Source organism: Arthrobacter sp. B0427-1-12, assembly GCF_059092905.1.
The window spans coordinates 40,888-55,727 of record NZ_JBNHIC010000021.1 but is presented as its reverse complement, the minus strand read 5'-3'; the positions used below and the strand labels follow the sequence as shown (position 1 = coordinate 55,727).

12 protein-coding genes are annotated in these 14,840 nt (G+C 67.5%); 2 read left to right on the top strand and 10 right to left on the bottom strand.

Annotation, left to right across the window (positions count from 1 at the left end; all coding sequences use genetic code 11):
- Positions 1-31: 31 nt before the first annotated feature.
- The 6 genes from AC5RWU_RS13685 to AC5RWU_RS13660 form a co-directional block, all read right to left on the bottom strand.
- Entirely contained in the window at positions 32-907 is an 876-nt protein-coding gene (locus AC5RWU_RS13685) for a glycosyltransferase (protein ID WP_494031283.1), read from the bottom strand.
- Entirely contained in the window at positions 904-2,436 is a 1,533-nt protein-coding gene (gene rfaE2 / locus AC5RWU_RS13680) for a D-glycero-beta-D-manno-heptose 1-phosphate adenylyltransferase (protein WP_494031284.1), read from the bottom strand. The genes AC5RWU_RS13685 and rfaE2 overlap by 4 nt, the downstream gene beginning before the upstream one ends.
- On the bottom strand, positions 2,433-3,860 hold the full coding sequence (locus tag AC5RWU_RS13675) for an aldehyde dehydrogenase family protein (RefSeq protein ID WP_494031285.1): 1,428 nt from the start codon (positions 3,858-3,860) through the stop codon (positions 2,433-2,435). Before AC5RWU_RS13675 ends, rfaE2 begins: the two co-directional genes overlap by 4 nt.
- Positions 3,861-4,076: 216 nt before the next feature.
- Complete coding sequence (locus AC5RWU_RS13670; protein WP_494031286.1) at positions 4,077-4,319, bottom strand: NfeD C-terminal domain-containing protein; 243 nt, start codon at positions 4,317-4,319, stop codon at positions 4,077-4,079.
- 4 nt (positions 4,320-4,323) lie between these two features.
- A complete protein-coding gene (locus tag AC5RWU_RS13665) occupies positions 4,324-5,766 on the bottom strand; it encodes a flotillin family protein (protein WP_494031287.1) in 1,443 nt (480 codons plus the stop codon).
- Positions 5,767-5,897: 131 nt separating this feature from the next.
- Positions 5,898-6,644: a hypothetical protein gene (locus AC5RWU_RS13660; protein ID WP_494031288.1), complete on the bottom strand. Its 747-nt coding sequence runs from the start codon at positions 6,642-6,644 to the stop codon at positions 5,898-5,900.
- Between the two features lie 208 nt (positions 6,645-6,852).
- On the opposite strand from AC5RWU_RS13660, the gene AC5RWU_RS13655 reads away from it, so the two are divergent.
- On the top strand, positions 6,853-7,455 hold the full coding sequence (locus AC5RWU_RS13655; RefSeq protein WP_494037030.1) for a hypothetical protein: 603 nt from the start codon (positions 6,853-6,855) through the stop codon (positions 7,453-7,455).
- Between the two features lie 148 nt (positions 7,456-7,603).
- Here the strand turns inward: AC5RWU_RS13655 and AC5RWU_RS13650 are convergent, their stop codons facing one another.
- On the bottom strand, positions 7,604-11,935 hold the full coding sequence (locus AC5RWU_RS13650; protein WP_494031290.1) for a LamG-like jellyroll fold domain-containing protein: 4,332 nt from the start codon (positions 11,933-11,935) through the stop codon (positions 7,604-7,606).
- Between the two features lie 195 nt (positions 11,936-12,130).
- Here AC5RWU_RS13650 and AC5RWU_RS13645 point away from each other — a divergent pair, with 195 nt between their 5' ends.
- On the top strand, positions 12,131-13,033 hold the full coding sequence (locus tag AC5RWU_RS13645; protein WP_494031291.1) for a ribonuclease Z: 903 nt from the start codon (positions 12,131-12,133) through the stop codon (positions 13,031-13,033).
- 103 nt (positions 13,034-13,136) lie between these two features.
- On the opposite strand, the gene AC5RWU_RS13640 is transcribed toward AC5RWU_RS13645, so the two are convergent.
- From AC5RWU_RS13640 to AC5RWU_RS13630, 3 genes are all read right to left on the bottom strand, one after another.
- Complete coding sequence (locus AC5RWU_RS13640) at positions 13,137-13,490, bottom strand: hypothetical protein (protein ID WP_494031292.1); 354 nt, start codon at positions 13,488-13,490, stop codon at positions 13,137-13,139.
- On the bottom strand, positions 13,487-13,699 hold the full coding sequence (locus AC5RWU_RS13635; RefSeq protein WP_494031293.1) for a hypothetical protein: 213 nt from the start codon (positions 13,697-13,699) through the stop codon (positions 13,487-13,489). Before AC5RWU_RS13635 ends, AC5RWU_RS13640 begins: the two co-directional genes overlap by 4 nt.
- 286 nt (positions 13,700-13,985) lie before the next feature.
- Positions 13,986-14,729, bottom strand: coding sequence for a hypothetical protein (locus AC5RWU_RS13630; protein WP_494031294.1), 744 nt, complete (start codon positions 14,727-14,729; stop codon positions 13,986-13,988).
- Positions 14,730-14,840: the final 111 nt, after the last annotated feature.

The window sequence follows — 14,840 nt, the reverse complement described above, 5'->3', positions numbered from 1 at the left end:
GGTCCCGGTGCGGGTCTATCGGTTTCCTTGGTCAGTCAGCGGGCTCCACCGCGTCCCCGAACACCACCTCGTAGGCGTTCAGCGGACGGTCCGCGATGGTGGTGGGCGCCTCCAGATGCACCGCGCCGCTGGGCAGGATGCCCGCGCCGCCGTAGCGTTCCATCACCTTCCACTGCGCGGCCACATCCTCGCCGACCGTTCCTTCCGGCAGGTCCTTCCAGAAGCTGAAACCGCCGCAGTCCACCAGCTTCTGGCGGTCGAACAGCACGCAGCCGCCCACCCAGGCGACCCTGTAGGCGAGCCAGCCTTCCCCCGGAAGCTCCTGCTCCTCGGCAAGATGGACCAGGTTCGCGGCATTGTGCAGCGTCCAGCGGCCGAACTCCGGAGTGTCCGGCCGGATCCGCTCCGGCTGCACCTTGCCCTCCCACGGATCGAACGGCTCCAGCTCCTGGGGCCGGCGGTCGCCCAGGAAGGACAGGCCCTGCACGGCGGAGCCGATGAAGCCGCAGCTGTGCGTCTCCAGCGCCTTCGCCATCCGGCCCAGCGTGTTCGGCTCCAGCCAGACATCGTCGTCCAGGAACAGGACGTACGGCGCAGAGGACTTCTCCAGCAGGAACAGGCGGTGTTCGGCCAGGCCCTGCCGCGGCAGGTGCCGCAGGGTGCGGACCGCGATGCCCTGCGCCGCCAGGACGTTGACCATGGCCAGTACCGCCGGCGTCTTCCACGGCGGTTCGCCGTCACTCTGGTCGCTGATGATCACGCCGAAGGCGGGGCCTTCCTGCGCGGCCAGCCCGGCCAGGGTGACCGCGAGTTCGGCGGGCCGGTTGCAGGTGGGGATCAGCACCTGGATGTCCTCGCGCGGCGGGGCCATCGGCCTGCCCCAGTCCGCGGGCGGGCGGCGGGTCATGCTCCCTCCGCCGTCCGGATCCGCCGGACCACCGCCGTCGTCGAGTGCTCCGGCACGTAGTCCAGGATCCGCACCTGCCCGCCGCTGGCTTCCACCACCGGGGTTTCCTCCAGCATCTGAGGGGTGTAGTCGCCGCCCTTGGCGTAGATGTCCGGCCGCAGCGCCTCGATCAGCGGGATGGGGGTATCGGTATCGAACACGGTCACATAGTCTACGCAGCTGAGCGCGGCCAACACCCCGGCGCGGTCCGCCACCGGATTGATCGGCCGGCCGGGCCCTTTCAGGCGCCGCACCGACTCGTCCCCGTTCAGCGCCACCACCAGCACGTCACCCAGCTGCTTGGCCTGGTTCAGGTAGCTGGTGTGGCCGCGGTGCAGGACGTCGAAGCAGCCGTTGGTCAGCACGATCCGCCGTCCGGCCGCGCGTTCGGCCGACAGCCGCGCCAGCAGATCCTCCGGCGCCAGCGCCGCTTCGGCGAAGCTGCCCAGGTGGGCGGCCAGGTCCGCGGTGCTGCACACCGAGGTGCCGAAACGGTGCACGACGACGTCGGCCGCCGCCTGCGCCAGGTCCAGTCCGGTGGTCAGCGGCAGGCGGCAGGCCCGCGCCAGCGTCAGCGCTGCGACGAAGGTGTCGCCCGCCCCCGAGGCCTGCTTCTCACTGGAGGGCCGGGCCCAGGTGCGGTGGCGTCGCCCGTCGGAGGTCAGCAGCACCGTGCCGTCTCGGTCCAGGGTGACGACGGCGGCCCGCGCCCCCGTGGCGGTCAGCAGCTTTTCGCGGTGCTCGGTGATGACCGCGGCACGGTCCGTGTCCTGGTCCAGCTTCAGGCCCAGCAGCCCGGCCGCCTCCTGCGCGTTGGGGGTCACGAGGTCCGGTTCCAGCACGGCCCAGGGCCGCGGATCGTGGGCGTCCACCACAGTCAACGGACGGCGTCCGGCGGGCATGCCGGCCAGGGCCGTCCGCACACTTTCCCCGAGTGCCCCGGAGCCGTAGTCGCAGATCACTAGCGCGCCGGCGTCGTCCGCGGCCTCTCCTGCCATGACGGACGCGGCGGCAGCGAGGTCCCGCAGGACCTCCGGCGGGAAGTCCGCGCCGGTGTCGTCGAGGCGCAGCATGACCTGGTCCCCGCCGATGACGCGGTACTTGGTGGTGGTGGTGACGCCGGCGTGCTGGAGCAGCCCGGAGGTGTCCACCCCGGCGGCGGCTAGCAGCGCGCGGAGGCGCTCGCCCGCGTCATCCGTTCCGGTCAGCCCCACGATCCGCACCCGGGCACCAAGGGCGGCCAGGTTCATCGCCGTGTTGGCGGCGCCGCCGGGGGCATAGTCGCGACGGCGGATGTCCACCACCGGTGCGGGGGCCTCGCGGCAGAAGCGCTCGATCGTCCCATTCCACCAGCCGTCCAGCATCACGTCGCCGACCACGGTGACCGCCGGGGCCTTGGCAGCCAGCAGCGCCGGGACCAGCGGGGTCAGGCCGCGCAGCGCGGCCAGGTCGTGCGGCGCGGTCTCCGGAGACTGCTCGCCGGTGGTCACGCCTGCTCCCGGGGCAGGCCGACGTGGACCACCTTGACCAGGGTCATTTCGTCCAGCAGCTCCGGGCCATATCCGAAACCGGCGCCGCTGTCCTTGCGCGGCTGGGCGGATCCGCCGGGGGCACCGCCGAAGACGTTGTTGACCTTCACCGTACCCACGGGCAGTTCCGCGACGGCACGGTGGGCGTTGGCGATGCTGCCGGTCAGCACGGAGGCGGCCAGCCCGTAGCGGTCCGCAACGGCCAGCTCCAGGGCCTCATCGAAGTTCTTCACCACGGCCACGGGCGCCACCGGGCCGAAGGTTTCCTCGGTCATGATGCGCATCCGTGACGTGCAGTCCAGCAGTACCGTGGCGGGGTAGTGGGCGCCGGGGCCCTCGGGAATCTCGCCGCCGACTGCCGCTTCCGCGCCCTGGGCGAGGGCCTCGGACACCTGCGCGTGGACCTCGTCCCGCAGGCGGGTGTCCACCAGCGGCGCGATCCCGGTCTCGTTACGGCGGCGGGCCTCGTCCGCGAGTGCCGCGCAGAACGCGTCCGCGACGGCCTCATGCACGAAGATCCGTTCCACGGAGGTGCAGATCTGGCCGCTGTTGGCGAACGCCCCGATGGCCGCCTGCTCGGCAGCCCAGACGGGATCGACGCCGGCATCCACGATCAGCGCATCGTTGCCTCCGTTTTCCCGGATCACATGGGCACCGGTGAGTGCTGCGGCGCGGGCGATCCGCGTTCCGGTGGCGCTGGAGCCGACGTGTGCGACGGCGCCGACCCCGGCCTCGGCGGTGAGCATCGCGCCGACGGAGGCACCGCCGTCGACCGTCACCAGCACGTCCTGGGGCAGGGCGGCGGAGAGGACCTCGCCCAGCCGGGCACCCAGATGCGGGCAGCGCTCGCTGGGCTTGTGGACCACGGTGTTACCGGTGACGATCGCCGCGCCCAGCAGGCCGGCGGCCACCGCCACCGGATCGTTCCACGGGGTGAGGACGACGACCACGCCGCGGGGCTCGGTCACAGTGTAGTCGGCGGCGTCGATCCCGCCGCGGAGGCTGTGGCCGCGGTGCACCGGGCCCAGCTCCGCGTACTGTTCCAGCGTGTGCACACCGGCTTCGACGCCGGCCAGCGCCTCTTCACGGGGCCGTCCCGTTTCGCGGCTGTTCAGGTCGGCGAGTTCACCGGCGTGGGCGGCGAGTTCGGCGGCCGCCTGGCGCAGCGCCCGGCCGCGCTCCTCGGGGGAGGTCCGCCGCCACGCCGGCTGGGCCTTGCGGGCTGCGGCCAGGGCCGCAGCTACCTCGGCGCGGGTGGCGCTTTGGATGGTGCCGACGACGCTGCCGTCCCGCGGGTCGAGCACGGTGAACTGTTCGTCGTCATGCTTGGCGGGGTTTTCCTGCGCGTTGTTGTCTTGGGCAGCCAGATTTGTTGCGGTGGACATGTGCCTCCTCGGTGGTCGCGCCGGAGCCATGGCCCGGCGTGGCGGGCAAACCGTTCTAGATGTTCCATACCCACCGGGGGAGGAGGTTAGACAGCAGGCCGCAGGTACTGGGGTGTGGCCCGGGACCTCTCCGGACAGACTTCCGGAGCCGTCATGGTCTCCCGCATCCTGCGGGTCCATGCCTGGCATTAAGAACCGAGGCTCCTCCTCGGGGCGCTACTGCTCCTCCCTGAGGATGTCCGGCAACTCATCCACGAAGACCGTCTGCGGCGGTTGGAAGTAGATCACCAATACCTTGTCGCCTTCAGGGAATTCGCTCATCTTGTCAAAGGGATGGGCATGGAAGGCGCTGGTTCCGCCGCGGTAGGCCAGCATGACCTCGCCGATCGTGCCCGGCGCGATCCGTCCCGTGACGCGGCCGATCTTCCCCGTGAGGGTGGTGTCCACTTTTCTGCGCATGGTGCTACTGCCGGGGAACGGCCGGGTGATGCTGCTTGGAGTCCGGTGATTTCCCGTTCTTCAGCGCATTGGACAGGGAAGGAAGGAACTGGCCTACCTGGGCCAGGATGCCGCCCACCATATTGTTCAGCCCCTCGCCGCCGTTGAGGACGGTCAGCTGGTCCACATGCGCAAACGGCTCGGCGGCGGCCTGCACGATCGACGGCATGTTCTCGGCCAGCTGCTGCGAGATGACGGCGTCTTGGTTGGTTTCGAGGGCCTCGCCGCGCGCCTTGATGCCGTCCGCCTCGGCCAGGGCCTTCGCCTTGATGGCCGACGCCGCCGCCTCGCCGCGTGCCTTCGTGGCCGCTGCTTCTGCCTCACCGGTGAGCCGCGTGGCGCCGGCTGCGGCCGCCGCAGCATTGGCGCCCGCCTGCGCCTCCATTTCGACGCGCCGTGCGTTGGCCTGCGCCTCCAGCTCCGTCCGCCGGGCCCTGGCCTCGGCGGCGCTGATGTCGGCTGCCTTCTGCGCCTCGGCCTCCGTCTTCAAAGCATAGGCCTTGGCATCGGCGGGCTTCCGTACGATGGTCTGCAGCTTCTGTTCCTCGCGCGCGGCCTCCAGCTTGGCGACCTCTGTCTCCTGCACCACCACTTGTTGCCGGGCCGTGGCATCGGCGAGGGGCCCGGCCTGCGCGGCATTGGCTTTGGCCTGCTCGGCATTGGCCTGTGCCGCGGACTGCTTGATCATCGAGATGCTCTGCGCGTCTGCGATGAGGGCAGCAGCCTCGGCTTCCTTCTCCGACGCTTCCCGGTTGCGGGTGGCCTCGGCGATGCGGGCTTCCATCTTGACATGGGCGATGTACGGCTTGGCCAGGTTCTGGATGTAGCCGGTGGGGTCCTGGAGGTCCTTGATCTGGAGTGAGTCCACCACGAGGCCCAGCTTCTCCATTTCAATGCCGCTCGCGCCGCGCACATGGGAGGCCAGCTTGTCGCGCTCCCGGATGATCTCCTCCACGGTCATGCTGCCGACGATGGACCGCAGGTGGCCCTCGAAGACGTTGTAGACCTGGCTCTCCATCTTCGCCTGCTGGCCAAGGAAACGGCGTGCGGCGTTGGCGATGAACGCAGGGGAGTCGCCGATCTTGTAGATGACCACGCCCTCCACCACCACCTGGATGCCTTGCGAGGTTACGCAGGACACCTTGAGTTCCGTCTCATTCAGGGTGAGCGCCAGCGCCCTGACCGTCTGCAGCCCCGGGACCACCAGGGCGCCTTTGCCGGTGACGATCCTGAAGTCCATGCCGTCGGTGTTTTCCAGCGTTGCGCGTGTCAGGCCAGAGATAATGAGTGCTTGGTTCGGCTCTGCAACCTTCCACATCGCCTTGATAAGGGCCCATACGAGACCGACGACGACGATGACGCCGACAATCGCGAGGAAGGTGGGCAGATACGCTGCAACGTCGGGCATGACCCTGTCCCTTCAGACACTGGTGAACCGGCGCGGCGGTAACCCGGGCAGGCCTGGCGCCGCTTCGTGTACACAGTCTGGTTGGGTACGGTCAAAGTGTCCAGAGGCCCTGCCGCGCCACCCGCCTCCAGCTAGCCCGCCGGACGCAGTGAGGTGATCATCCTGCGGATGTCCTGGTACTCCTGCGTCTCCATATACGCCTGTGGTGTGTCGATGTGCGGCTCGCCAACCGGTAGGAAAGGATCATAGATGCCGGCAAAGACAGCACCGCTCGGGGGCCACATGAAGAAGTGGTAGATGGGGCACGCCGTTGGCCCGGTGGGCTCCGGAGCTGAGGTGATCCCGTAGGCCAGGACGTTCGCCCTGGCTGGATCGGTGGCGGTGGGATCCATCCTTCCCTGGAAGACGAACCACGGGGTGCTCCCGGGCTGCGCCAGGGCCGGAAGGGGCTCCGAGTCCAGGATGGAGTAGGGCTGCTCCGCCATGCACTCCGCACCGGTAATGACGTTGGTCTCCAGTGTGGCGAATGTCTTGTTGTTTCCTACCACTTCCACAAAGATCCCGCCGGTGGGTGATTCGCTCGACCGGTCAAGGATGTTCCAGTCCGCCGGATGCTCGAAGGTCAGGTCTCCGTCCGTCGTCGTGTAGTTGGTCCAGTCTGAAGCGGGGGCCGTCGTGTTCTCAGGCGACGTCGTCGGCGGGGCTGATACGGAGGCGCTGGGGCTCGGGGAGGAAGCGGCTGTGGTCGTTGCCGAGACCGCCGGGGAACTGGTTACGGGCGCAGCGGTCGGCGTACCGCAGCCGGCCAGCAGGACGGCCAGACCGGTCAGACCGGCTGCGGCGAAGTAGGGGAATCGGTCTTGTCTGAGCGGGCGCATACGTCCTCCTGGATAATCCAAATCAATGGACTAATTCTGGAATGGACAGCGGGCGAGGGGAAGACTTCCAGCGGTACTGTGGCCGAAGTGTTGCAGGGCCGGGCCGTACCGCCGAACCAGCAGCCGTGGCAGACTGGCGGCCATGGGGATGAATCCGGGATCGGTGGACCCGCAAGGACTTCCGCGAGAAGAACTGCCTTACTCTTCCGTGCAGCGCTCGCTGCTGTACTTCACCACGACCAGGCGCAAGGCCGCGGCCATCGCCGTCTTCATTGCCGGGTGGTTCGGCCTGGAGGTCATGGCCGAAAGCAGCGGCATCCTCTTCCCGGGGCTCATCACCAATCTCTACTTCTTCGGTGGCATTTGTGCGCTATCGGTCTTGTTCACGCATGGTGCGAGGCTGCACCGGCCGGTTCACCTTCCCGCAGAGATCATGGTCGGGAACGCCAAGCAGCGCTTTTTTCTCGAAGAGGAATGGACAACGTCCTTGCCTCCGCAGGAGGCGCTGGAACGGCTGCGACGTGCCTTCGACCAGCCGAACGTGACGGTGAGAACCATCGGTCCAACCCTCTGGATAGAGATCGACAGGCAGTGGGACGCCGGACAGTGGCTGTACCGAAGCGCTGCCCCGCACCTGAAATTCCGGCCCGACATCCAGTTCTTCTTCGACGTTACCGACGGTGGAACCGGCATCACTGCCTACAGCCGTGACCGGCGGTTCGCCGGGATGTACGACGTGCTGAAACTGGCGGATGAAATGAGCGCCACAGCGGTGGAACTGGCTAGGAAGGCAACCACCCAGGCCGATTGACCTGCCGGCACTGCCTAAACCTCCGTCCGGTGCCACGTTCCGGCCTGACGAACCCCTGAGCCGGGCCGTTGCCAGCACCCCGGAATGACAAACAGCCCGCCCCAGCGCCGGGGCGGGCTGTTTTGCCGCTGCTACCTAATTGCCGGTGCTACTTGGCGAGTTTGCCGTCCAGGCGGAAGAGGAAGGCTGCCATGGCATCCCGGTTGACCGGGGACCAGGGGCGGTAGGACCTGGTGCCGTCGGTTTCGGTCCAGCCGGTGGAGATCTCCTGGCCGGCAAGCCAGGCCATTTCCTTGTAGAACTGCACGCCGTCGGCGATGTCACCGAACGGTGAGCCCGACGGTGCGGTGTACTGGGGTTCTCCGGCGAGCCGGTAGAGGAAGGCTGCCATGGCATCCCGGTCGATGGATTCGTAGGGGCGGAAGGTCTTGGTGCCGTCCGCTTCGGTCCAGCCGGTGGAGATGCCTTCAGCAGCAAGCCAGCTGATTTGCTTGTAGTACATGTTGTCCGTGGCTACGTCCGTGAACGGGCTCTCTGCCGGAGCCGTGAACTCCGGCTCGCCTGCCATCCGGTAGAGGAAGGCCGCCATGGCGTCGCGGTTGATGGCCTCGTAGGGGCGGAAGGTCTTGGTGCCGTCTGCTTCGGTCCAGCCGGTGGAGATGTTCCGTTCGGCGAGCCAGGAGATTTCCCGGTAGTAGACGTTGTCCGTGGCCACGTCGGAGAACAGGCTCTTGGCTGGCGGGACATAGTCGCCAGCTGCCTCAACGACCACCGACCGTGACGCGATGGACTGGTTGCCGTTCGCGTCCTGGACCACGTAGGTGAGGGTGTAGACACCCTCACTTGCGGCATTCACCGACCCCAGGACCTCGAGGTTGGCAGTTACGTCGCCGTCGGTGTTGTCCGCTGCCGTCACACCCTCGAGCGGGTCGAAGGTGTCCCCGGCGGTGATCGTGGTCGGGGATCCAGGCAGGGTGATGACCGGAGCGGTCGTGTCGGTCCCGGCGGCCCGGGCGGTGAAGACGCCCATCTGGTCCACCGATCCGGCGGCCAGCTCCTGGCCGGTTTCGGCGTCGCGGCTGACCGCGTACCAGGCGTGCACCTCGCCCTCGGTCAGGCCGGACCATTCCACGGAGGCCGGCCAGCCGGAGCGGGCTGTGGCTTCGCCGATGACTGTCTCGGTCGGCGCGGTGACCATCACGGAGTCGGTGGTGAAGCTGGTCTTGCGGGTCTCCAGCTGAATTGGCAGGCGCAGGTCGTCTTCGGTGCCGTTGTAGCGTTTGTCGTCGTCATACTCGGTGGCGCCGAAGTTGTCCAGCAGCGGCGAGTAGGTGTCGATCGCCAGTTCAGAACGGTCAATGTCGAACTGGAGCATCCGCAGGTAGCTGGAGCCGAAGCGCAGCAGCTCGGAACCGGTGAGCCCGTCCACGCCGGTCAGACCCAGCTCCTCGGAGCTGACTTCGTAGAACTGGTAGTCGGCGAGCAGCTCGACCACATTGTTGCCGGTCTGTCCCACGTCCTTGCGGACCTCGATGCTGACACCGTGCTCGTGGCCGGAGAGAACCAGGAAGACATTGTCGTTCTTCTCCAGGATGCCCTCGGACACGGTCTTACCGTCGCGGGAGTACGCCGCGCCCCGGCCGTCGGCGCTGGTGCTGGGCTTGTTGTAGGCGTGGGTGAGCAGGATGGCGTTGCGGTCGGAGTACTGCTCCAGTACGTCGTTGGCCCAGGCGATTTCCTCGTCGGTCACGTCGTAGCCCAGGTAGACGCCAATGAAGTCCAGCCCGCCGGCGGAGAACAGGTCGTAGTGGTTGTCGTTGTCCCCCTCCTTCCACGCCTGGTAGGACGCGCCCGCTTCCTGCCAGCCGGCCGTCTGCTCCAGCGCCTCGTAGCGCTCGGGACCGAAGAACTGGTTGTACATGTTGTCCGCGCCGTTGTCGGTCCCGGTGCGGTTGTCGTGGTTGCCTGGCAATACGCCGTTCGGAATCCCGGTGTCGTCAAGGATCTTTTGGGCCTCGGAGGCAAACGCGAACTCTTCGAGGGCGATCTCTTCCTGAGCTGCCTCGTCGGCATAGGTCTTCGCGTGCCAGTTTTCGATGATGTCGCCGGTGTGGGTGACGTACTCGATCTTCTTCTCTTCAGCGTTCTCGGCAATCCATTCCGGAATGGCGGTGTAGGCCTTCTGCCAGACAGCCTTCTGCTCCTCGGAGTAGGCGTCTTCCGCGGCGCCCTCGGCGAGATACTGGGTGTCGGTGTAGTGCACCATGGAGAAGTCGTAGGCTTCGGGGTCCTCGAAGGAGTCCTTGACGGGCTCGTTCAGATCGTCGGCGAAAGGATCCTCGCCCGTGACCATGACGTGGACCGCGCCGCCGTCGACGTACTCGGCCTTGACATCACCGGAGAGCACCAGCTGGCCTTCGGTAAGGCCGCGTCCGCTGTCTACGGTGTCCCAGGTCTGGGACACCGTGTTCCAGACCCGCAGGGTCGCCTGGCGGGCCGGATCGACGGTGCCGCTCCAGCGGACCGACTGTCCGTCCGCCGCGGTGCCGACCTCGGCCTCGAAGCGCTGGAACGGAATCTGACCCTCGGTGGCGGAAACGCTGGAAAGCTCGGCGCCGTCATTGGGCTTGGCCGGGCCGGTGAGCTCTTCGCCCTCGGTGTAGGTGAACTCCAGCGTGGCGGGCAGTTCCGTCACGATGCCCTGCACGCCGCCAGCGGCCACGGCCGCGGTGCCGGCGTAGAAGGTTGAGGTGACGTCTCCGCCGTCCGGATTGGTGGCGTTGGCCGAGAGGGTCACCGTGCCCGCCCCCTGGCCGGTCTCCACGCCGCCGGCGGTGGGGATGCTGGCGGAGGTGAAGGGGACGTCACGGGTCAGGGTGCGCCCGAAGACGTCCTTTGCCTCGATGCGCACGGTGTGGTTGCCGGCTGCCAGGCCCGCGCCGATCATTTGGCCGGGCTGGATCTGCACGCCGTCCAGGGTGTAGGTGGTGTCCTGGCCGACCAGCGCCTCGTTGGTCCAGTCAATGCTGAACTGCGTAGCCCGGTCGATCGAGGCACCGGCGGCCGGCGTGGTGGACACAATCTCCAGCGGCGCGGACTGCGCCTCACCGAGCGCCGTGGTGTTGAGCGCGGCAATCTGCGCGGTATCCAGCGCGTCGCCGAAGACGCGGGCCGAGGCGATGGTCGCCGTGGCATGGAACTGAGCGCCGCCGTTGGAGGAATCGGCACCGATCACGAAGTTGTGCGCGCCGGGGTTCGGCGGCCAGGTGATGGCCGGGCCGCCGGCCACGGAGGCGGCCAGCTCGCCGTTGACGTACAGCTTGGCGGTGGAGCCGTCGTAGACGCCCACAGCGTGGTACCAGCGGCCGGGCTCAATCTGTACGCCGGCGTTCTTGTAGCCCGACGTGTTCACGGCGAAGGTGAGCTTGTCGCCGTACATGGTCATCGAGAAGCCGCCGGCCTCTTTGTTGGCACACAGGTTCGTCTCGCCGGAGGCGGGGAACGCACCGTTGTACTGGAAGACGCACTCGACGGTCATCGAGTCACCCAGGGCGGGGTACTGGGCGCCGAACGGGTAGAGGAGGGCATCGTCACCGTCGAAGGTGGCAACGTTGCGGCCCAGCGCGCCGCTCTCGGCGATTACCGGCTCGCCATGGGTGGTGGCCGGCAGGCCCTGCACCTTGTCGGCAGCGGTCCCATCGGAGAAATCGACGTCCAGGACGTCGGCAGCGGGGGCGTCCGGTACGGCGTGGAACGCCTGGCTCAGTGCGCCCGCCTGCTGGCCGGTGATCGCCTCGCCGTAGACGCGGGCGGAGCCGATCGCCGTCTTGGCGAAGGACTCGGCCTTGCCCGAGGCACTGTCCGCGCCGATGACCATGTTGTGGGCGTTCACATTCGACGGCACAGTCATCGGGCCGCCGGCTTCGGCCTCGGCCGCCAGTTCACCGTCCAGGTAGAGCCTGATCGTCTGACCGTCGTAAACACCGGCCGCGTGATACCAGCGGTCGGCCTCCACCGTGGTGCGCGCGTACTTGTAGCCGCCGTTGGTGTGGAGCATGAAGCCCAGCGAGTCGTTCTTGAGGATCAGCGCGAAGCCGCCGGCCTGCTTGTTTCCGCAGAGAGTAACCTCGGAGGTCGGAAGCGCCGGATCGTACTTGAACGAGCATTCGACGGTGAACGAATCGGCCAGCTTCGCATAGTCGTCCGCGGTCATGTCGTAGGAGAATGCATCGTCCTGGCCGTCGAAGTCCGCGGCATTGCGTGCCAGCTGTCCGTCGACATCGATAACAGGTTCGCCGAAGGTTGTCACGGTCTTGCTTTGGGCGGCATCGGCAGCAGAACCGTCTGCGAAGCTCACGTTGAGGATATCGGCGGCAGGGGCGGCGATCGCCGCCGTCGCCGCCGGTGGAAGTGCGAATCCGCTGGTCACGACGCCGGCGCCGAGCAGCATGGACAGCACTGATTTAGAGGGGGGTTTCATTTTTTGCTCTTCCCGCAAGTGATGAGGACACCCGCAGGCTAGGGAGCGAAAATGAACCCTCTATGTACTTGTTGTGAAATAGCCATCCTGTGGCTGTGATCTGCACCATGGCCTATTGGGCCAGGGCAGTCCAGGCGGAAACGGCGGCAATGGACATGATGGCCCTACGTCACGAACGGGTGGCACACTCAGTTCATGCGTGAATTCGTCGTCCTCGGTACCGCCTCGCAGGTCCCGACGCGGACCCGCAACCACAACGGGTACCTGCTGCTGTGGGACGGTGAAGGCCTGCTCTTCGATCCGGGGGAGGGCACGCAGCGGCAGATGATCCATGCCGGTGTTGCGGCCACCCAGATCACGCGCATCTGCCTCACCCATGTCCACGGCGACCACTGCTACGGGTTGCCGGGTGTGCTTTCACGCATGGCCCTGGACGGTGTGGCGCATCCGGTCCACTTGCACTATCCCGCCTCCGGCGAGGACATGGCCCGGGCGCTCGTGTCCATTGCCTCCCCGGGCCTTGATCTGCGGCTGCACCCGCACGCGGGCCCCGGCCCGATCGCGCCCGGCCTGGAGGTGCGTCCCCTGCACCACCGCCTCGAGACCTACGGCTACCGGCTCGCCGAGCCCGACGGCCGTACCCTCCTGCCGGAGCGGCTCGCGGCGGCCGGAATCGCAGGGCCGGACGTCAGCCGGCTGCAGCGCGAGGGAAGCCTGCGCGGGGTGCGCCTGGAGGAGGTGAGCGTGCCGCGGTCCGGCCAGCGCTTTGCCTTCGTCATGGACACGGCGCCGTGCCCGGGCGCCGAGGAACTCGCCGATGGGGTCGACATGCTGGTGGCCGAGTCCACCTTCAGCGACGACGACGCCGAGCTCGCCGCGCAGTACCGCCACCTCACCGCCGGGCAGGCCGGGGAACTGGCGGCCTCCGGCAGCGCTGGACTGCTAGTCCTCACCCACTTCTCCTCGCGCTATGGGGACGTTGCCCCGCTGGCCGAGCAGGCCCGGGTCCGCGCCGGAGGGGCCGCCGTCGTGGCCGCGAAAGATCTGGACCGCATCCCGTTCCCCAAGCGGCGCCGGACCACTCAACGAACGGCCTAGACGAACTCCGCGAATCGCTCCGGCAACCGACCGCGCTGCCGGAGGTCCTCACAGTCCGGCCTTCCCCGCCGCCGCCGGAGGTCGAGATGCTGGAGGCGGTGCCTTAGCCCTCCTGACCCTTGGCGAGCGCGTCGTCGACGAGCTTTACGAGTTCGGCCTGGGCCTCTGACGGGACGGCGGATCCGACCTTGACCGCCGTGGCCGCCAGCGTCCCCTGGACACCGGAGACGGTCATGATTGTCTGTGTTTCTCCGGTATCGAGGGCCTGGGTGACGGTCGTGCCGATGGATTCCTCGCCGATGGTGGTCACCTCCAGCGGCTGCACCTGTCCGGTGAGCGTCCGGCCCTCGGCCTGGATCTGGAAATTAGCGCATTCGGCGGACGCCTCCTTGGCCTGGGCCAGTTCATCCGCCATGGCCTGCGGATCAGGAACGGCGAAGACCGTCACGGTGGTCACTGTGTTTTCCGCAGCTGACTGGCTGGTGCCGGCGGCGTACGTGCTGCCTTCGGGGATTTGCGCGCTCTCGGTGGCGAGGCGCTGCAGGATTCAGGGGTGATGGTTGCGGTGGTCTGCAGTTCCTTCGCCTGGGCCAGGAGCTGGTCCAGCTGGGCCGCCGGGACGACGATCAGGGGCTGGCCCTGGGCATCGGTGAGGGAGGAGACCAAGGCGGTCAGGTCCTCATTGGTGTAGGTTTTGGCCGCGGTGGGGGTCCGCGAGGGCGCTTCGGAGGACGCCGGCGCGGCTGACGCAGGCTCCGACGATTCCGATTCCGCCTCTCCGCCGCAGCTGGTCAGTACCAGCGCCTACGCCAGCAGTAAACCGCAGATCCCGCTGTTCCGTTTCATCGGCTTCGTCCTGTCCACTAATAGCTGTCCCAGCACAGCGTGGTTTATGTATGCAGATCACGCTAAATTCAGTCTGCGGGACCCCGCCAGAGTGCCGGTACTCGGCTCAGTAGGCGGCTCCCGTTTCGGCTGCGGCCAGGGCATCGTTGACGAGCCCGGTGAGCTCGGCATCGGCTTCAGGGGCGATGGACATCCCGATCTTGACGGCGGTTGCCGCCAGTGTTCCGTCGGTGCCGGTCACGGTCATGATCTGCTGGGTTTCCCCGGTTTCGAATGTCTGGGTGATCAGCGAACCCAGGGATTCCGCGCCGATCGTCTCTGCGTCCAGCGGTTCCATGTGGCTGGACAGCGTCTGGCCCTGCATTTCCACCGTGAAGTCGGCACATTCATCCGCGGCGTCCCTTGCCCTGTCCAGTTCCTCCTCCATGGTCGTCCGGTCCTGGACCGCGAAAAGGGTGAGGGTGGTCAGGGTGCTGTCCGCCAGTGACGGGCTGATGCCCGCGGCGTGGGTGCTGCCCTCGGGCAGCTGCATGCTCTCGGTGGCGAAGACGCTGCATTCCTCCGGAGTGATGGTGGCGGCGGCCAGCAGCTCCTTGATCAGGGCAGCGCCCCGGTCCAGTTCGGCCGCCGGCACCACGATCAAGGGCTGCCCTTGGGCATCGGTCAGCGAGGCCACCAGGGCGGTCAGCTCCTCGGTGGTGAACGTTTGACCGCCGGCCTCAGGCGGCGGTACTTCCGAAGTGACCGGAGGTGCTGCCGGCTGCGCCTGCGCGAAGGCGGCTCCGCCTCCGCCGGTGAAAACCAGTGCTGCCGTCAGCAGCACGCAGCCGATGCCCGTGTTCCGTTTCATGGTCCCGTCCTGTCGGTCAGACCACTGTCCCAGCCACAGCAGTGTCTATGTAATACACCACACGCTACATTCAGCTCTCGGGACCCGCCAGAGTGCCGGACTCCGCAGGAC